General features: G+C 43.3%; 22 protein-coding genes and 1 pseudogene. 8 read left to right on the top strand and 15 right to left on the bottom strand.

All coding sequences use genetic code 11. The annotated features are described in order from the left end of the window. Positions 1 to 124: 124 nt before the first annotated feature. A complete protein-coding gene (gene lpdA / locus MHH49_RS19815; protein WP_038572484.1) occupies positions 125 to 1546 on the bottom strand; it encodes a dihydrolipoyl dehydrogenase in 1422 nt (473 codons plus the stop codon). Between the two features lie 167 nt (positions 1547 to 1713). Here lpdA and MHH49_RS19810 point away from each other — a divergent pair, with 167 nt between their 5' ends. Continuing rightward, the gene (locus MHH49_RS19810; protein ID WP_036676028.1) at positions 1714 to 2019 is read left to right on the top strand and encodes a DUF2627 domain-containing protein; all 306 of its coding nucleotides are present in this window, start codon (positions 1714 to 1716) and stop codon (positions 2017 to 2019) included. Positions 2020 to 2261: 242 nt separating this feature from the next. Here the strand turns inward: MHH49_RS19810 and MHH49_RS19805 are convergent, their stop codons facing one another. The 3 genes from MHH49_RS19805 to MHH49_RS19795 are packed head-to-tail and all read right to left on the bottom strand — an operon-like array spanning position 2262 to position 6083. Continuing rightward, positions 2262 to 4121, bottom strand: coding sequence for an ABC transporter ATP-binding protein (locus tag MHH49_RS19805; RefSeq protein ID WP_339809693.1), 1860 nt, complete (start codon positions 4119 to 4121; stop codon positions 2262 to 2264). Further along, the gene (locus MHH49_RS19800; RefSeq protein WP_339809691.1) at positions 4102 to 5835 is read right to left on the bottom strand and encodes an ABC transporter ATP-binding protein; all 1734 of its coding nucleotides are present in this window, start codon (positions 5833 to 5835) and stop codon (positions 4102 to 4104) included. The genes MHH49_RS19805 and MHH49_RS19800 overlap by 20 nt, the downstream gene beginning before the upstream one ends. A 17-nt stretch (positions 5836 to 5852) precedes the next feature. Beyond that, the gene (locus MHH49_RS19795) at positions 5853 to 6083 is read right to left on the bottom strand and encodes a hypothetical protein (RefSeq protein ID WP_036676022.1); all 231 of its coding nucleotides are present in this window, start codon (positions 6081 to 6083) and stop codon (positions 5853 to 5855) included. Positions 6084 to 6219: 136 nt separating this feature from the next. Here MHH49_RS19795 and MHH49_RS19790 point away from each other — a divergent pair, with 136 nt between their 5' ends. Further along, on the top strand, positions 6220 to 6789 hold the full coding sequence (locus MHH49_RS19790; protein ID WP_036676019.1) for a thymidine kinase: 570 nt from the start codon (positions 6220 to 6222) through the stop codon (positions 6787 to 6789). Between the two features lie 64 nt (positions 6790 to 6853). On the opposite strand, the gene MHH49_RS19785 is transcribed toward MHH49_RS19790, so the two are convergent. Beyond that, positions 6854 to 7372: a DinB family protein gene (locus MHH49_RS19785; RefSeq protein ID WP_076213649.1), complete on the bottom strand. Its 519-nt coding sequence runs from the start codon at positions 7370 to 7372 to the stop codon at positions 6854 to 6856. Between the two features lie 137 nt (positions 7373 to 7509). Here MHH49_RS19785 and MHH49_RS19780 point away from each other — a divergent pair, with 137 nt between their 5' ends. The 4 genes from MHH49_RS19780 to MHH49_RS19770 are packed head-to-tail and all read left to right on the top strand — an operon-like array spanning position 7510 to position 9156. After that, positions 7510 to 8175, top strand: a complete 666-nt coding sequence (locus MHH49_RS19780; protein WP_139332061.1) for a hypothetical protein — start codon at positions 7510 to 7512, stop codon at positions 8173 to 8175. Continuing rightward, positions 8099 to 8683: an accessory gene regulator ArgB-like protein gene (locus MHH49_RS31240; RefSeq protein WP_081382626.1), complete on the top strand. Its 585-nt coding sequence runs from the start codon at positions 8099 to 8101 to the stop codon at positions 8681 to 8683. Before MHH49_RS19780 ends, MHH49_RS31240 begins: the two co-directional genes overlap by 77 nt. Continuing rightward, entirely contained in the window at positions 8680 to 8799 is a 120-nt protein-coding gene (locus MHH49_RS19775) for a cyclic lactone autoinducer peptide (protein ID WP_139329854.1), read from the top strand. The genes MHH49_RS31240 and MHH49_RS19775 overlap by 4 nt, the downstream gene beginning before the upstream one ends. Positions 8800 to 8820: 21 nt before the next feature. Next, a complete protein-coding gene (locus tag MHH49_RS19770; RefSeq protein ID WP_036676016.1) occupies positions 8821 to 9156 on the top strand; it encodes a LytTR family DNA-binding domain-containing protein in 336 nt (111 codons plus the stop codon). A 574-nt stretch (positions 9157 to 9730) separates the two neighbouring features. Here the strand turns inward: MHH49_RS19770 and MHH49_RS19765 are convergent. The 5 genes from MHH49_RS19765 to MHH49_RS19745 all read right to left on the bottom strand — a co-directional run bounded on the left by MHH49_RS19765 (position 9731) and on the right by MHH49_RS19745 (position 13404). Further along, positions 9731 to 10039, bottom strand: a complete 309-nt coding sequence (locus MHH49_RS19765) for a hypothetical protein (RefSeq protein WP_036676014.1) — start codon at positions 10037 to 10039, stop codon at positions 9731 to 9733. A gap of 122 nt (positions 10040 to 10161) precedes the next feature. Then, entirely contained in the window at positions 10162 to 10821 is a 660-nt protein-coding gene (locus MHH49_RS19760; RefSeq protein WP_036676012.1) for a helix-turn-helix domain-containing protein, read from the bottom strand. 918 nt (positions 10822 to 11739) lie between these two features. After that, entirely contained in the window at positions 11740 to 11898 is a 159-nt protein-coding gene (locus MHH49_RS19755) for an S-layer homology domain-containing protein (RefSeq protein ID WP_256715461.1), read from the bottom strand. Positions 11899 to 11955: 57 nt separating this feature from the next. Next, positions 11956 to 12369, bottom strand: coding sequence for a hypothetical protein (locus MHH49_RS19750; RefSeq protein ID WP_038572498.1), 414 nt, complete (start codon positions 12367 to 12369; stop codon positions 11956 to 11958). Between the two features lie 117 nt (positions 12370 to 12486). Continuing rightward, complete coding sequence (locus tag MHH49_RS19745; RefSeq protein WP_341138449.1) at positions 12487 to 13404, bottom strand: LysR family transcriptional regulator; 918 nt, start codon at positions 13402 to 13404, stop codon at positions 12487 to 12489. A gap of 164 nt (positions 13405 to 13568) precedes the next feature. Here MHH49_RS19745 and MHH49_RS19740 point away from each other — a divergent pair, with 164 nt between their 5' ends. Further along, positions 13569 to 14318: an SDR family NAD(P)-dependent oxidoreductase gene (locus MHH49_RS19740; RefSeq protein WP_036676006.1), complete on the top strand. Its 750-nt coding sequence runs from the start codon at positions 13569 to 13571 to the stop codon at positions 14316 to 14318. Between the two features lie 78 nt (positions 14319 to 14396). On the opposite strand, the gene MHH49_RS19735 is transcribed toward MHH49_RS19740, so the two are convergent. The 4 genes and pseudogenes from MHH49_RS19735 to mobB all read right to left on the bottom strand — a co-directional run bounded on the left by MHH49_RS19735 (position 14397) and on the right by mobB (position 16552). Continuing rightward, positions 14397 to 14687: a MazG nucleotide pyrophosphohydrolase domain-containing protein gene (locus MHH49_RS19735; RefSeq protein WP_036676004.1), complete on the bottom strand. Its 291-nt coding sequence runs from the start codon at positions 14685 to 14687 to the stop codon at positions 14397 to 14399. A gap of 154 nt (positions 14688 to 14841) precedes the next feature. Beyond that, positions 14842 to 15327 carry a molybdenum cofactor biosynthesis protein MoaE gene (locus MHH49_RS19730; protein ID WP_036676344.1) on the bottom strand — a complete coding sequence of 162 codons (486 nt, stop codon included), beginning with the start codon at positions 15325 to 15327 and terminating at the stop codon, positions 14842 to 14844. A 249-nt stretch (positions 15328 to 15576) separates the two neighbouring features. After that, positions 15577 to 15897: pseudogene (mobA, locus tag MHH49_RS19725) on the bottom strand (molybdenum cofactor guanylyltransferase); the annotation flags it as partial. Next, entirely contained in the window at positions 15881 to 16552 is a 672-nt protein-coding gene (mobB, locus tag MHH49_RS19720) for a molybdopterin-guanine dinucleotide biosynthesis protein B (RefSeq protein ID WP_339813580.1), read from the bottom strand. The gene mobB and the pseudogene mobA, both read right to left, overlap by 17 nt. 134 nt (positions 16553 to 16686) lie before the next feature. Between mobB and MHH49_RS19715 the strand changes: the two genes are divergently transcribed. Beyond that, a complete protein-coding gene (locus tag MHH49_RS19715) occupies positions 16687 to 17400 on the top strand; it encodes a YwiC-like family protein (protein ID WP_169744792.1) in 714 nt (237 codons plus the stop codon). Between the two features lie 191 nt (positions 17401 to 17591). Here MHH49_RS19715 and moaA read toward each other — a convergent pair whose 3' ends face one another. After that, entirely contained in the window at positions 17592 to 18608 is a 1017-nt protein-coding gene (gene moaA, locus MHH49_RS19710) for a GTP 3',8-cyclase MoaA (RefSeq protein ID WP_339809683.1), read from the bottom strand.

The following is an 18608-nucleotide window of genomic DNA, read 5'->3' as shown; positions in this document are numbered from 1 at the left end:
TTCATAAAGCCTGAAGTCTTACAGGAATTAAGACCAATTGTGCCCTGATCTTAAAACCTGGTACTAAGACTTGACTTGAGTATATTATAATCCCTTTCTACCCAAAAAGAAAAGCTAAGAAAAACTAAAATCCAATAGATCTTCCATCCACAGCTAACATTGCTTCTCCGATAATCTCCGAAAGGGTAGGGTGAGCATGTATAGCTTCACCAATCTCCCAAGGTGTTGCATCCAGAAGCTGTGCCAAGGCCGCTTCTCCAATTAGATCCGTCACATGAGGACCAATCATCTGCACACCAAGAATATCTCCACTGCTACGATCGGCAACAACTTTGACAAATCCGTCCTTCTGGCCATATACAATTGCCTTGCCAATGGCCGAAAATGGGAACTTGCCAATCACTACATCATGTCCAAGCTCTTTAGCTTCCTTCACGGTGTAGCCCACACTTGCTACCTCAGGCCGAGTATAGACACAACGTGGTACTAAATGTGTATGGTAAGGATGTAGCTTCTCACCAGATAGATGGTTAACCGCCATAATCCCTTCATGACTGGCTGCATGAGCCAATTGAAGCCCGCCGATGCAGTCACCAATCGCATAAATATGCGGTTCTGCCGTCTGCATACTAGCGTTTACAGCAATAATCCCTTTGTCAAAGCGAATATCTGTGTTTTCAAGACCAATATTCTCGATGTTGGCCACTCTGCCTACGGATACAAGCAATTTTTCTGCGGATAGGCTTTGACTTTGCTCTCCCTTACGGGCTTCGATCGAAATTCCATCCTCCGTTACCTGGCAGGTTGCAGCATCCACTGTAGTTTCAGTCAGTACCTTAACACCACGCTTTTTCAACAACCGTTGCAGTTCCTTAGCTATCTCTTCATCCTCTTGAGGCAGTAACTGACCTGCCGCTTCAACCACAGTCACCTGCACTCCAAAATCAGCCAGCATTGAAGCCCATTCGACACCAATTACACCGCCGCCCACAATAATGATAGAAGATGGCAGCTCTTCGAGCGTGAGCGCTTCATCACTGCTAAGAATCACTTTCCCGTCTGGTTCGAGACCAGGCAATACTCGTGGGCGTGAGCCCGTAGCGATAATAAGATGGCTGGAAACTACTGTTTCCATCTCCCCATCTTCCAGTTCCACAGCTACAGCACCGCTGCGCGGAGAAAAAATAGAAGGACCCGTTACGCGCCCTTTACCTTTGACAACTTGTATTTTATTTTTGCGCATCAAATATTGTACGCCTTGATGAAGTTGCTCAACTACAGCTTCTTTGCGTTTCTGTACCTTTGGGAATACCAGCTGTACACCGCTTGTCTCAATGCCATAGCTCTCACTCTCATTGATTTCAGCATATACCTCTGCACTACGGAGCAGTGATTTACTAGGAATGCAGCCCCGATGCAGACAGGTTCCTCCCAGTTTGTCCATTTCGATGACGACAACGGACTTTCCAAGCTGTGCAGCGCGAATAGCCGCCACATACCCTCCAGTACCTCCGCCAAGTATGGCCACGTCACATGAAATTGTCATGATATGTATCCTCCAGTCATTACACGTAAGTTCATTTTACTTAGTATATTGTACTCTCTTTTTGCTCTATTACAAAACTTATAAACGTCATATGCAAATGGACTTTTTCTTGCTAAAGCGTTATCATATGGGTGAATCTAAAGGGCTAAGAGGGGTAGGAGACACTTATGAAACTGTTAATTTCACGCTTCATTGCCATCCTTATTCTTGTGTTTCCGGGCTTAATAGCAATGAAGGGCTTCCTTATGATGAAGGATGATATTTTTGATTACATATCCATGCATGGTGATGATACCGTTGTGCCCCACTTTGCTTGGCTGCATTTCGGTGGTGGATTGCTGCTCTTCGCAGCTGGCATGACTTTCCTTGGTGGCTGGATTCTGGCTAGGGACCGTAAGAAGAATTACGTAGGTCCAAGGTTCAAGGAGAAGCAAAAGGTGAAACAAGCCGGAACGCAGGAAACGATCTCTTAAGATGCTATGTTAAACTTAGAATCAGCTTTTTCATCTCATCATTTGTTCATCTGATCATATGAATCTCGAATCGCACACAATCAAGCCTTATTACCCTGCTGATTGTAATTTGTACAATAGATTTCCCCACATTCAAACCCTCCCAGCTCACCCGATCTGGTGCTCGTTATCTATCACAAATAACATAAAGGCGAGAACTTCATGGACGCAATCTGCGCTCCCTGAAAATTCTCGCCTTTTTCTTAAATACCCGCCTTATCAAGCGCCTCTTTCCGCCGCCCCTGTACCAACTCACTGTACAGTCCGCTTTGCTTCAGCAGCTCTTCATGAGAGCCTTGCTGCAATAATCTGCCGCCCTGAAGCACAAGAATTCGATCAGCCGCACGAATCGTGCCAAGTCTATGAGCGATGACGAAGCTCGTTCGCCCTTTCATCAGCGCCTGCAGCCCTTCCTGAATCTTGATCTCGGTCACTGTATCAATACTGCTGGTTGCTTCATCAAGCACAAGCATAGAGGGGTTAGCAAGAATCGCTCTCGCAATGGAGAGCAGCTGCTTCTGCCCTTGGCTTATACCGCTGCCATCCGCCGAGAGCATCCGTTCATAACCTTCGGGCATTCGCATAATAAAAGAATGGGCATTGGCCAGTTTAGCCGCCTCTTCAACCTCTTCATCGGACGCATCCAGCCTCCCGTACCGGATGTTATCGCGGATACTCCCTTTGAACAAAAAGGAATCCTGCAATACAAAGGCCATATGACTTCTCAAGCTTTCCCGCCGAATCGAAGTGATATCTAAGCCATCCAGCGTGATTTTCCCCTGATTAGGATCATAAAAACGGGATAACAGCCCTATTAGCGTTGTTTTGCCTGCACCGGTAGGTCCAACTAAAGCGATCATCTCACCAGGCTTCGCTTCAAAGCTGATATCCTGCAGCGTGTTAGAACCTCCATCATAAGAAAAAGCTACATTTTCAAACTTCACCGCACCCTGTACAGTTTCAAGTGATATGGCTGCACCTTCATCTTTAGCCTCGGTCTCTTCGTCCAGCACTTCAAACACCCGTTCTGCCCCTGCCACCGCTGAAAGCAAGGTATTCCACTGATTCGCTAAATCATTAAGCGGACGAGTAAACTGGCGGGTATATTCAACGAATACGATGATCACACCCACTGTAATCGACCCACGGATCGCAAGCAGACCACCAATTCCTGCAACAATGGCGAAGCTGAGATTATTAAGACCATTCATAAGCTTGGGGATGAAACCAGAAATGGACTGCGCCCAGTAACCTGACAGCATAATTCGCTTGTTGCGTTCATGAAAACCGGAGATGACCCGTTCCTCTTGTGAAAAAGCCTTGATAATCCGTTGTCCGGATAAGGTCTCCTCAATATAACCGTTAAGCTCCCCTACATTGCGCTGACGTTCTTTAAATAGTGGACCTGTACGGCGTGTAATCCAGCGCATGCCTAACAACATCAAAGGCACGACGAGGAATGTGAGCAGCGTCAACAAGGGACTAAGCCACAGCATAACCCCTACGGTTCCCAGCAAGGTTAAGACACTTGAAAATATCTGAATAGCCGAGCTATTCAACGTAGAGCTGACGTTCTCGATATCATTGGTAAGACGGCTCATAATTTCTCCCTGCTGTCTCCGATTAAAAAAGGAAATGGGCAGACGGTGTAAATGGGAGAATAGCTCCGTACGCATCCGTAATACAGTTTCTTGAGCAATTTCGATCATCCATATGTTTTGCAGCCAAGAAGTCAGAGAATAAAAAATGTACACACAAGCAAGGCTTGTCAGAAAAACAACCCATGAGCGCCCGCCGGTACCTTCCAGATAATTATCCACCGCTCTGCCAATCATGTATGGCCCCATCAGCGCTAGCGCTGAGCTGAAGACAACCATGATCAGTACAAGAATAAGCTTGGCTTTACGCTCAGCTAGATAACTCCAGATCCGGATCAGCGTCCCTGACCAATCCTTCGCCTTTGCTTTGGGTTTGCCGCCAGATGCTGTCCCTAGACTTCGTCCCACGCCAAGTTCAAAGTTCGGTTTAGGATGACGAAAAGGTTCAATTAATGCTTTGAACATGCTGCTTCGCCTCCTCTACCTGTGATTCATAAATCTTGCGGTACAGCTCGGAGCTTGCCATAAGCTCCTTATGCGAGCCTTTGCCAATTAATCGTCCCTCATCCAGCAACAGGATCAAATCGGCTGATGCCGTTGAACTGATTTTCTGAGTAATCAAAAAGGTTGTACAGGAGATATCCTTTAGCGCCTCCAGCAAAAGCCCTTCCGTAACCGCATCAAGTGCACTGGTGCTGTCATCAAGGATCAACATAGCCGGTTTCCTAACAAGTGCGCGGGCAATCGTTAACCGCTGCTTTTGTCCGCCGGAGAGATTAACCCCTCGTTGACCAAGCATCGTGTCATAGCCATCCGGCAACCCTTTTACCGTCTCGTGAATTTGTGCAGCCGCCGCTGCTTGTTGGATTTGTTCCAGTGTGGCGTGTTCATTGCCCCATGCAATATTATTGCGGATTGATCCGCTGAAAAGCTGCAATTCCTGAGGCACATAACCTATCGATCTCCGCAGTCTGAAAATATCAATATCAGCACTTTTTTCACCGTCAATCCAAATGGTGCCGTCAGTCTCTTCATACAAGCGCGGAATCAGACTCACGAGTGAGGATTTTCCAGATCCGGTCGCCCCCATAATCGCTACTCGCTCACCAGCAGCTACTTCAAAATGAATGTCCTCCAGGACAGAGATATCACTATTAGGATACTTAAAGCAAACGCCTTCAAATTTAACGTGGCCCTGAATCGGTTCGCCTTGCAAAGTCCCGCCTTCATGAACTCCAGCTCCCGCTTCCATAACTTCTGAAACACGCTGAGAGGAGGCCCGAGCGCGGGAAAACGTTACAACAAGACCAGATATCGCTGATAGTGCTCCAATCGTTCGCAAGGAGTAATTAATAACAGCAACAGTCTGACCCAAAGTAGCATCCCCATTGGAAATGGCTATCCGTCCAAACCATAAAATCGCCAAAATCGCCGCATTCACAATAAGCATAACAAAAGGCATCGTCGTCTCAGTCAAACGCAAGGCAGACACCGTTGATCTCATCAAATTCCCGCTAAATACCGTGAAACGTTCAATCTCATACCCCATACGCACAAATACGCGGATCAAGCGAATACCCGTAAGATTCTCCTGAATCACGCCATTAACTCCGTCTAAACGCTGCTGGACCGTACGAAATAACAAGGAAGCTTTTCTCATAATCCAGTAGAGGAAAAAAATCAACAAAGGTAACGCCACCGTCAGCAGTAATCCCAGCTTCACATGAACAACTAACGCCATAATCACACTGCCTACCACAACAAGTGGCACCCGTGTCATAAAGCGCAAGCTCATAAAAATAGTATCCTGCAGCTGTGATACATCACCAGTCAGACGGGTAATCAGTGACGAGGTAGCAAAACGATTGAATACTTCATACGTAAAAGACTGTACCTTTTCGTACAATTTGTCCCTAAGATCGAACGCAAAGCTCTGACTTGCATGGGCAGCAAAAAAAGAACTGAGTACCCCGGCTGTAAACGCAACTACCGCGCTGCCGATCAATATACTGCCCCACAGCCATACTACAGAGGTATCTTTTTCTCGGATCCCCAAGTCAATGATTTTGGAAATGATCAAAGGCTGTGATAATTCTACCGTCAATTCAATGAGCATCATTACAAGGGCAGCTATTGCAGCTACCTTATATTTTTTGAGATAAGAGAAAATCAAAGCCATTCGCATACCCTCTTTTTCTATTCGTACAGTGCATCCCTTAACCGAGTTGACATCGTGGAAGCCTGTCCAGTTTTCAGAATTGCTCGACGCAGTGCTTTATTACTCCGATTCAATTCCACCAAATCCGCCATCATTTCTTCCAGCAAGCTTTCAGTGTCACTGGATAAATCTCCATTCTGCTGCAAAAGAGCTAACCGTTCCTTATATTCGTCTAATCTTTCAGTCACACTTATTACTTCCTTTCCCATCTCTTATTACCTCTTATCATACCACATCCAATCAATCGCAATGTTTTCACTGGATACATCCGATCCGAATATGATACTCTAATATGGTCGCATTTTTAAGTTATAATCAATGGTTTTTACGAAAGGATAGATGGAAGTGGCACAATTGTTTTTCAAATACGGAGCAATGAACAGTGGTAAATCTATTGAGATACTCAAGGTTGCACATAATTATGAAGAGCAGGGGAAATCGGTGCTTATTTTCACTCCATCCATAGACGACCGGGACGAGGTTGGTTTTATTTCTTCTCGTATTGGGCTTCGGAAACAAGCGATCCCCATCGATGAGAACACAGATATTTATAATATCGTCAGCAGTAACCAACCTAAACCACACTGTGTACTTATTGATGAATGTCAATTTCTAAGCAAGGAATGTATTCTCCAGCTAGTGCGTATCGTTGATGAGCTGGGCATTCCGGTAATGGCCTTCGGACTTAAAAATGATTTTCAGAATCAGTTATTTGAAGGCAGCAAATATATGCTGATCTACGCTGATAAAATCGAGGAAATGAAGACGATCTGCTGGTTCTGCGAGCGCAAAGCTACTATGGCTCTAAGAGTAGAAAACGGCAAGCCCGTATATAGCGGCAAGCAAATCCAGATTGGTGGCAATGAAGCTTACTATCCGGTATGCCGTAAATGTCACAAGAATCCACCGCTATAGCCGTGTATAAAAAGCATCCCAAAGCCATAAAGGCTGATGGAATGCTTTTTTGATTAAGAAGATATTACCCTAAATATCTTTCTTTAAGAATATTCAAATGATGATGGTCATGTCCAATCATAATGCAGGCCTGAGCTCTCGCAGAAAGAGTAGTCTCGTTAACCGTTCCCTTCCGGATCCATGCTTCCTCCGGCAGAGTTTCCATTAGGAGTAATGTCGATTCTCGAACAAGCTTGTAATGGGCCAGCAATACTTTTAAAGTGTGCGCTTCGAAATTGGCGGTAAGTACGTAGTCTTTCTCTTCAAAACCCGGCAGTGGAGTCGTATCCCCTCTGGCGATGCACAATAAACGGTAGGACATGATTCTTCCGGTATCAGCCAGATGTCCGACCATTTCCTTGATACTCCATTTCTCCGGAGCGTAACGATAGTCCCCTTGTTCTTCCGTTAGATTCGAAATAAAAGTGCAAATCTCATCCGTCTGCTCTCTAAAAATAGTAATGATGTCTCCTTCAGCTGGCACTAAATCGACATATTTTGATAATTCTTCGAGATACTCACTGCTTTCTGGACGTCGACCCATGTCTAAACCCCTCTCATTTTGAATTTTTTTGAAAAAATAGGAGGAAAATTATACTGTAGTTGTTGTATTTTAGCTCATTTTATACGATACTTGCAATAATAGGGTTGGTTAAACTAGAAGTCATCGGGAGTGTCGGCATGCTAGATTTTATTCTTTTTATGATATTTTCAATACTAGAGACTTATGCAATGTTTTTTCTGGCTTTCAAAATCTTCAAAATTGATCTATATCATAAAGAGATGGTGTTTGCTAGTTTTATTATGGGCTTTTCTTCTTATACAATTAGGATCAACTATGGGATGTTTCCATTAGATATTTTCTCACAATATGCACTAATGTTTTGTTTTATGTGGATGTTATTCCGGATTCATCCCTTCTACGCTTCTATATTAACCGGGATGACCTATCAAGCATACTTGGTGATTCAGACCAGTCTTATGTATCTATTAAACTCTGTAATCATCATGCCTCTAAATATCTTGAACCCGATTACCAAAAACATGATCACAATGCAGGTTTTATCAGCATTAACCGCGATTCTCATTGGTATGTATGTAGGTCATAAACGTATTGGATATGACTTTGTACCTGATAAACCCGATGTAAAAATTAAACCAACGACTAATGAAAAAATATTATTCGCTCTTAATCTTCCTACAATAATTGTCGTTACTTCACTCAACTACTTTTTTGAATCTCGTTTCTTTTTCATAATCCCATTTCTCTATGGAATACTATTATGGGGATATCTATATTTCTCATACAAAAAGGACAGAAATAATTATGAATCATTTATCTCTTAAAATTGTTGAGTTCATTAAGAAAAGTAATCCAGAGCAAACGCATTCTATTGAAATCATGCATTATGCCCTTAGCATTATTCTGAATACTTTATTAATTATTATGACTTCATTATGCATTGGCGGGCTCACTGGACAGCTAAAAGAAACATTCTTAGCCTTATTCAGTTTCATACTCCTAAGAATGTCATCTGGTGGTGTGCATTTAAAATCCGCAAGGTCCTGCAATATTGTATCTATCTTTATCTGTTCACTTATCCCTCATATTACCTATCTAATACATAACCATTTGATTTGGATTAATCTTTTTTCTTTACTTGTAATGATCTTATGTGCTCCGAATCCTGATGCTAATGCTCAAATCCCCAAAGAATGGTATTTGGGTTTAAAGATCATTTCCATAATTCTGGTTTCTTTGAATTTTTGGATCCATTCGTCTGTCATTGGATTGGCATTTTTAGTTCAATCCTTTACAGTTATAATCCCATTACAAAGGAGGTCAATCAGATGAAAAAAACCTTAGCTCGTTATGCTTCTAACCTACTGGGTACTTCTGCTCAAGTTTTCACAAAAATTCTAAAACCAGCAGCTTACAGCCCTGAAATTCCAAAAGAACTGCGCAAGTAATTAAACAAGGATGGGGAAAAGATGCGTGTCTTACAGAAAGACGGTTCCTCTAGTGATATTCTAGAGGAAGATATATTGTATTTCTCGAATTATAAAAATACAATATTCGTCCATACGAAAGAAGGCGAATTTATTCTCCCCACCACGCTTTCCGATCTTTCCGTAGCGTATGAGGGTAAGGGATTCGAACGCCTTGACCGCAGCAATGTCGTCAATATCAACAACATAGAAGGCTATGATCCCGGGCGGAAGATTGTATGCTTTAATCAAGGTACGCAGTTCACTACTGTTTCGGAATCCAATGAACCGCGCCTTAAGAAGTATCTTGCTTCACAAAAGAAAAAACCGTCAGAATAAAATTCAGTTTTTTAATAATCCCGGCATGTTCACGCATGCCGGGATTATTTTATTAAAAATTGAAACTTTTTAGCAATTTCCTCAAAATCGCACATTATGCCATAATAATCCTCAAATGTAAAGATAAATTCGTAGGATGAATGACAGGAGACGGATCCTATTCCAAATGATACCATATAGATAAACCTATAATAAAAACAATTAATGATGGAGGATCATAATGAATTACTATTTTCATCCCTCTCCACGGCCCTCATCTCTGGAATCTATATCTGACGAGGATTTACTAAGAATCTATGAGCTAGCGGTTGATGCCCATGCGTTACCGGATTTCATTGAAATTATTAAAGATATCATGAGAGGTAGAAATCTCATAGATTCTGAAAGTATATAACATCCCCTTCCCCATTAAATTCACACTGCGCATGGTACACATTATTCTCCAGCTTCAACCAACAATAAGCTCCTTAGGTCGCCTTAAGTTAAGTACATAAACATAAAAAAGGTAGAGCCTCCGCGGCCCTACCTTTTTTATATGCACATATGATGGTTAATCTCAGATAAAAATAATGCTCTATTCTGTAATTTCTGTTTTGAAAACATTCTCCAATTTGCCGCCGAGTCTTTTCTTCAAAGGAACTTTAATATCTCTGCCCAATTCTTTAAAGAAAGTTTCAACATCACATTTCACATTTTTTGCAGTTGCGATTACCGCACCATCACCAACAATGTTTTGATTCGCTTCAAGAGGAACATCAACTTCGATGTCATACTTTTTGGATAATGTCTTGATGTAACGTGCGAAGATCTCCAGCAATTCCTCGTTATTAAAATTCTCTATAGCGACTTTGCCCTTGCTGGTAAACTTCATGTTAATTTTCATTATTAATATCCCCTTTTCTGTCAAACCATTTTTAGTTGTTAGTTTATGGATCAAGATGAATAGATGGCTGCAAGAAAGGGCAACATTCATTCATTTTTGAGATCATTAGCAAAAGGCATACATTATTTATAAGCACCCTTTATTTGTTGTACTTTAAACTGAGTAAATTCTTTAAGTGCTTGTATGACCTGATCCTGTTCCTCTTCCTTCAGTTCATAAACGCACTCCCGTAGCCACTCGCCAAATAGAAAGGCTTGACGCCCTTTACGGGGGCTCTTTCTTAAGGAGTCGAGGTTACCCTCAAACTTATCGTTCAGGACATCGGTCAGATTGTATTTCTCAATCTTCTCTATTACCATTCCTGCCCCATATTCCGTTTCGTAAACTATAACTTCATTCGAATCAAAGGAAACGTACGATGTTTCTTTCCCTTCCTTCGCTCTGAATTCCTTAAGCTTGTTAAAGGCTGTCTCGTAGATGTAATCTTGAGACTGTTTGAGCTGTGGCAGCTCATATCCTTGCTTCAAGGTCTTGATATATTCAATATCTGGCATATAATCTGCCAAATGGTACATCCGATTCTTCAGATCCGTTCCAAGCGCTTCAATGATCTTGTCCAGATTGTCTTTAAGCGGAATGCTCTCTCCACGTTCGATTTTGCTGAGCTGTGAGTAACTTATACCGCTCTTTTCTTCCAGTCCTCTTAAGGTTAACCCTCTCGTCTTTCTGATGTGCCGAATGAAATTACCCAGCTCATCGGGATAGTTCTCAAAATCATTCATGGGAGTCACCTCCCTACTATCATAACACAACATAACAATTTGTGTTGGCTAATAACAATTATTCCTTGTTTTTACTTGCCTCTGAAGAGTAATTCCCAGTATTCCACGCCCAATATAACCCTATATTTACAAAATACCGGAAAAAGACTCGGCGCTCGTCTGTAAGGATTTGGAATATGCTCGATACTCGCCTCAGTTTTACTATACGCTTAAACCCCATCTGTATTCTGCATCTTATCTTCCGTTTACTGACTCAGTTTACTTACTTTACTCATCTAGCTCACCTTCTCAACTTGCTCACTTTACTCACTTGACTTACCTAGCTCACTTGGCTCACATAGCTCACCTTACTCACCTTATTAACTCAATTCTACTTCATCGGACCGAGGAGACCTTATTAAGCTGATTTCTGCCATTCTGCTCAGCTATCGGACTCAAATGCAGCTATTCATTAAAATATATTACGATTCCGTGCAAAAGTATGACAATAAGAGCTATGGAGTCCGAAAAATTGGAAAAATAGACCAAAAAGTTAAAATAGCGGCAATACAGTCCGTTACGATCCCAAACCATCGAGGCTATCTGTTAAAACAAACTTTCTTGATAAAAGTAGCTCGTCCGAGCCAAACTTACCAAGTGTGCATCGCTGTTGGCGCACTTTAGCTTTAGCGTACCTCAGTGAGCGTACTTTAGCTTTAGCACACCTCAGCGAGCGTGCCTCAGCTTTATCGTACCTTAGCGAGCGTGCCTTAGTTCTCTGTTCTCCATATACACTTACCTTTTGTGTCTCACCCTTATTTTTACTTTTACTCCGCTTCCCCCTCAGTGTATTCATGCGTGCGTATCCTGCGTATATCCCACTAATCCAATTATCAAAAAAACAGCCAGTCCCCATAAACCTGAGACTGGCCATAATCATTACTCCATAACACTCAGCAGGTTGAGGATCATCTGTGCACTTTCAGCACGTGTTCCGTTTTGGTCCGGTGCAAATTGCCCTTCAGCACGTCCTTGCATCAAACCAAGTCTGTACACTTCACTGATTGCCTCTTGAGCCCACTGTGGAGCAAGACCAATATCATTGAATGCCGAAATGTTACGGCTAGCTACAGATACACTACTCTTGGTGTAAGCTTAAAGTCCATTGGGAACACCCGTAGCAAAACCGGGGATTTCATAGAAATCACCGTTGATCCCTGCGATCACTCGGTTTCCAGGCGAATCCGCATACATGGCCATTTCGGTAACGCCCTTCATACCGTATACCTTTCCATCCTTCGTACCTGCCCGCAGCTCCAAATTTCCTTGTTGCGGGTTGAACTCCACTGCATGTATCTTTTGTAAACCACGTTCATTCTGGAGATCTATCCAGGTATACATCGCCCCGGGTGCAAGCTCTGTTTGGCGAACATCAATAACGGTTCCGTAATCTGTTGCTGGTAAATATAAATCAGAAATGGAAGCGCGAACAATTGCACCCGGTTGTAACAACGAAATCAACAAAACAAAGATAATAACAACATTAATTTGCCTAAGATACCATCTCACTGTGTTGACATCCTCCCCACTTGGCTGTCCTAATATCGATCTGAGCTTGGACAACATCATAGGGTTAATATTAACTAGGAAGCGTAAAGGTTAGATAAAATTTACCAAGGCATACTGTTAACTTCGTCTAATCATTTCATCAAATTCATGCTTTAGCCTGTTGATAAATCTCCGGGCGGTCTGGGAGGTCTGTTTTGAAGCAGAGACAATAGCTCCTGAATATTTCGCACGGGTATCTGGTGATCGTAACTCGATGGTTTTCATGAAGCCTGGAGAACCCTCTGATATTTTTAGAAACGAATAATCCAGACCAATTGTGATGGCCAGTCCTTCTGCAACTGCATTCTCAATCGCCCGTGTGTTGTTACTTACAAAAAGCAAATTGATCGGCCCATAGCCAGATAAATATCGCTCTACATAGTCCTTAATGTAAGAATCATCGTATAAAACCAACGTCTGCCCCACTAACTGAGCAGGTGTAAGGATGGAATTCAGGGCAAGCGGTGAGTGTGGATGTACACCAACTACAATCTTTCCTTCCACTAACCGTTCAAACTTAACCCCTTTATATTTGTCAGGCATTCCTTCCGGCGAGACCATAAGTCCAATGTCCATTTCATCCTGAAGTACATTATCCAGAATTTCTTTAGGTCCCTTTTCAAAAATCTCTATTTTCACTTTTGGAAAATCTGCCTTAAAGCTAGAGATTACCTTCACCATCAAATGCATGGGTCCAGGTATCGTAGCAATTTTCAAATGACCACTTAACGTATCGCTGTAAATCTGTGCTTCTTCTTTTAATTCATTTACTTTCATCAGGACTTCATTTGCTTTGCTAATAATGGCATTTCCTTCTGCTGTGGGAACCGCCTTTTGCCCGCGCGAACGGATGAACAAAGTAACTCCCAGCTCAGCCTCCAGCATGGTAATGGACTGGCTCATTGCGGATAGAGTGATATGACGATTCTGAGCTGCTTTGGTTAAAGAACCAATCTTTGCGACTTCTACGATATTCTCGCACTGCTCCAAATTCATTTGAATCACCCCTTAAGTTAATCTTTACTTAATAACTATTAAATTTACTTAAATTTTAATTAATTTAGACAAGTGCTACAATGTAAATAAGTTAGTAAGTAACCATTTTTACTATATCAACTTTCATTTCTAGTATAACTATATTGCTCGAGGAGGAAACTCAAATGACAGACAAAAGAGTAGCCGTAATAACAGGTGGAGCCAGTGGAATCGGGAAACAAACCGCCATTAAATTTGCAAGTAAAGGTGATCAAGTTGTCGTTGCCGATTTCAATCAACAATTAGGTGAAGAAACGGTAGCACAAATTATTAAAGATGGTGGCGAAGCTATTTTCGTCAAAACTGACGTCTCAAAATACGAAGAAGTTGAAGCACTCGTTCAGAAAACTGTAGATACTTATGGAAGAATTGACGTAATGTTCAACAATGCCGGCATCGGCCGCGTCACTCCTGTACTAGACCAAGACCTTAAGGATTATCATAGTGTCATTAATGTCAATCAGCATGGCGTAGCCCATGGGATTATCGCTGCTGGTAAAAAAATGCGTGAGCTCGGCATTAAAGGTGTGATCATCAATACAGCTTCTGTATTTGGATTCCTAGCTTCCCCAGGTACATTCGCATATCACGCTTCCAAAGGTGCGGTCATTATGATGACTAAATCCGCAGCACTAGAACTTTCCGTCCATGGTATCCGCGTGCTTGCCGTTGCTCCAGGCGCTGTAGATACGCCAATTATCCAAGGATATAAAGATCAAGGAATGGTCGACCAAATGAAGAGTAAAGTAATGGGTAACAAATTAACATTGCCTGAACAAGTTGCAGACACTGTATACTTGCTCTCCTTACCAGAAGCTAGTGCAATTAACGGTAGTGTTGTAATGGCTGATGAAGGTTATGCTTCATTTAAATAAAATTTCGGGTGAAAAAAATCCAAGGCTTCCCACAGGGGAGGTCCTTGGATTTTTTTTATAGTATTCAATAGGTACACCTTACTCCCAAGTCCTCTGTTCATTAATCTCCAGCTTACGTTTAAAAGCCTGCTCCAGATCAATGCCAAGTTTATTGGCCAGATCAAAAATATTCCACACCACATCGTACATCTCGTATCCCAAGTTTTCTTTCCGCTCTGCATCTGGATGAAAAGATACGGACAAAACTTCTTTGGACAACTCCCCAACCTCAGTCATTAAGTACAGCATTCTCTGCTCAATGGTGCTGGTATCAAACCCTTTGATTTCACTGAACTCCTTAACATACTGTTGAAACTCTGCTGCATTCATTTCCTTACGCCTCGCTTTTTGGGTAAAAATCCCTATGTTCTATTGCTGCCTTAGGTTTAGATGGCTTGAATTGATTTATATTATACTACAAGGCAATTCGAGCAGTACTCATTTATGTTCTTTGCTTCCTCCCCTGCTTCATTAATAGCCGCCTCTACTTCTTATCTTCTGCAGGAACATCCGGAAATAATGGCCGCCCTTCCGGATAGGTTAATTGATTCAGCTGATCGCCAACCCATGCTTCGCCGTCTTCGCCCATTTCTTTTTTCCAAATAGGCACGATTTCTTTAATCCGGTCAATCACATATTCATTCGCTTCGTAAGCGGCCTTACGGTGCGGCGAGGATACAGCGATCACAACGGCGATATCAGTGATTTCAAGTTTTCCTATCCTATGGGTTACAGCAACCATAGTATTTGGCCAACGCTCATTCACTTCCTGCCCGATTCGTTCCAATTGCGCTACAGCCATGAGCGGATAAGCTTCATATTCAAGATATAATGTCCGCTTACCCTGCGTGAACTCCCGTACAGTGCCTAGGAATAAGGTAATCGCTCCCGCTTCTCTACGCAGGACTTTATCAGATACCTCCGCTGGTGTGATCGGTCCGTCTGTAATTTCAAATAATGAACTGCCCATGTGATCACTCCCTTTCGATAGATGCAGCAAATCCTTATATTGCTCAGGTGTATCTACATCTGCAGTGAAATCCTCATATATACCAGCACCAGCAAGGTCGCCCTTATCTACCCCTAACCAATGCATCGAATCTAATAATCCTGATAGCCGGTACTGTCGTGTTTCCAGTCTATCAATGATACTTGGCAAAATCAGGTGCGGCCGATATACCCCATGGAGCATCTGATGCTTACCGTTAATGATGGGAAGAACAGCATCATAGTCGCCTTCCTTGAACCGGGTGAGCATCCACGAAGCTGCAGGGGCTGAAATATTAGGACTATCGCATCCGACAACCCAAGCATAATCCGTTTCCACCCTGACAAAAGCGGCATGAAACCCGCTTAAGGGTCCATGCCCTTCATAGATGTCCGGTAGAAAAATGATACCGGATGGAAGACAATCCTCATACAGGGATGCATCATTCGTAACAATAATGATCTTGGAGCAAAGGGTACGCATCTCCTTCACCTGTCTAACAATAAAATGCTCCCCGTGATAGGTCAGGAGCGCTTTATTCCGACCCTTCATCCGGGAATTCTGTCCCCCTGCCAGTATTATTCCAGTCAGCACAATGTGCACCTCCTGTAAGGGAATCTCCTTCTCTTATGTCAGGGATTCCCATACTAGATTGAAGCAGCGACAAAGCCAGGTTGAGGACCTCCTGATCTATAAGAGCTTGATCCCTTAAAAGTAGTACAGGGGTAGTATTCTTGCTTACCACAGACGTTACACTTTTCATATTAGCGTCCTCCTCCCAGCTTAACCACATATAAATATTCGTTGCTTGACTTCGCAGATTTATCATTTCATTTACATTGCGGATCAAGGCGATTTTGGGATAATCTGCAGATTTGAACCCTTCAGCAATCAGCAGATCAACCTTACCATACATAGACTGTACGATTTCTTCTAATGAAGTCTCGGACTTCCGCATTATTCTTGTAGCCTCAGACGATGTCAGTACGGTTTCAATCGCACCGTGCAGCAGATGCCTGCTGCTGTCTGTACCCGGATCATCTAATTGAAAATGGTGAGCATCGTGTTTAGCAGACCCGACGCGTATACCTTGAGAAGATAGAGCGCGAATTAAACGGCAGGCAAGTGTTGTTTTTCCGCTATTCTTGTACCCGACAATTTGTAATACAGGAACCGGACCCTGTACTGTTGCATGATGAGATTCCATACTCACGATGTTTACTCCTTTTCTTAAAATGATTAGTGCTTCAAATCACCCGGGTCCCCTCAAGGAAAAACGTATAGTTAAAGAGTATGGCATCCTCGCATGCCATGATATTTCAGGGTAGGAGGATGTTTACTATGAAGAAGTATATCCCTAACCAGCACGGCGCCTGGGCGATGCTCGTCCTTCCCTTTCTGTTCGGGGTAGCCGCATCCCAGGGGCAACCGATACATATTCCGCTGTTTGCTTGCTGGCTTCTGATCTATTTGTTCAGTTTTCCTTTACTGCAGGGGGTGAAGACAGGAAGATTTAAACGCTATGCCCAGCCCTTGAAGGTATATGGAATTCTGCTACTCCCTTTGATCGTCTATCTGGTAGTAGCCGAACCTAAGTTGTTATGGTTTGTTCTACCGCTCGTGCCTTTGTTCGCTGTAAATCTCTATTATGCAAAAACTAAAAATGAACGTGCCCTGCTCAATGACATCTCGGCCATTTTGGCATTTTGCCTGATCATTTATCCGGTCTTCTACGTCGGTCAGGGAGAAAGCTGGCGGACAGCGACCGAGTTGTTCCTGCTGGCTGTCCTGTACTTTGTCGGAACCGCTTTGTATGTCAAAACCATCATCCGTGAACGAAATAATATTAGCTTCTATTACGGATCTGTTCTATATCACCTGCTGGTTGCAGCAGCCGGGCTGTTCCTGTTTCCATCTCTGCTTGTTCCGCTGCTCATCCTGCTTGTGCGGGCAGCTGTCCTGCCAAAGACGGGCATCACAGTAAAACGTACCGGAATCATCGAAATTGGCTTCTCCTTTATGTTATATGTGTCTGTGCTCGTGTTGTACTTCTAGTATACAGTTGTAAAAAACCAGAAAGCTCATCTGCCGGTAATCCGGGTAGAGGAGCTTCCTTGTTGTTGCGTTAGTCTATTCTGCGATCATTTCCGGATTGCTCGATCCTGGAGGTACAATAAGGATACATTGCTCAGCCAAAAATGATCTGCCATCCGGCTCGATCAACAGCTGAACTTGCATTCTGCTCTTTAACCTCCAATATAGGACATGCCGATCTTTGTTCTGTTCTTCACGGTTTGTTCTGTCCGCTCATCGGAGTAACGGTCTGTCCGCTGCTCCCATACATCCCTAATGGCTAGCAGCAGGCTTTGGTCACTCGCCCCGCTGCGGAGCATTTCCCTGAGATCAAAACCGTCTGATGCGAACAGGCAAGTGTATAATTTGCCGTCGGAAGACAGCCGGGCACGTGTACAGGAAGAGCAGAACGATTCAGATACGGAAGTAATAAAACCGACCTCGGTACAGCTACCCTTGTACCGGTACCTTTTGGCTACCTCGCCAAAATAATTATGGTCCTGTGCTTCCATTTCAAATGAGCCTTGGAGGCGCTCCAGTATTTCCCGTTTGGTTACAACCTTCTCATAGCTCCAGCCGTTATCGTTGCCGGCATCCATAAACTCGATGAACCGCAAAGTTATATTCTTATCCTTGAAATAGGCAGCCATCGGTACAATCTCCGATTCGTTCACACCTCTTTGTACCACCATGTTTACTTTGACCTCAAACCCGGCTTCTACGGCATGATCAATATGATGCAGAATTAATCCAGACGTAAAGCCCCGTCCGTTCATTTTTCCAAACCGCTTATGCTCCAAAGCATCCAAGCTGACGTTCAGTCTGCGGAGTCCCGCAGCATACAGTGGCGCTGCCTGCGCACCGAGCAGTACCCCATTCGTCGTCAGTCCCATATCTTTTACACCGCCGATAGCGCGGATTCCCGCAACAAGCTCAGGCAGATTACGCCGCATAAGCGGCTCGCCACCGGTCAACCGGATTTTGCTTACTCCAAGGGATACGAACAGCTTCGTCAGCCGGCAGATTTCCTCAAAGGTTAACAGCTCGCTTGTGGGGAGGAATGCATAATCATCACCGAACACTTCCTTCGGCATGCAGTAGGAACAGCGGAAATTGCACCGGTCTGTTACCGAAATCCGCAAATCATGGATAGGCCGTCGCAATTGATCCTGTAGTGGATGTGCATTCAT

Origin of the sequence: Paenibacillus sp. FSL F4-0122, from assembly GCF_038002845.1 — a bacterium.
Classification (GTDB): domain Bacteria; phylum Bacillota; class Bacilli; order Paenibacillales; family Paenibacillaceae; genus Paenibacillus_AQ; species Paenibacillus_AQ odorifer.
Note: the sequence above shows the minus strand (reverse complement) of the source record. Positions and strands in the feature narration are given on the sequence as shown.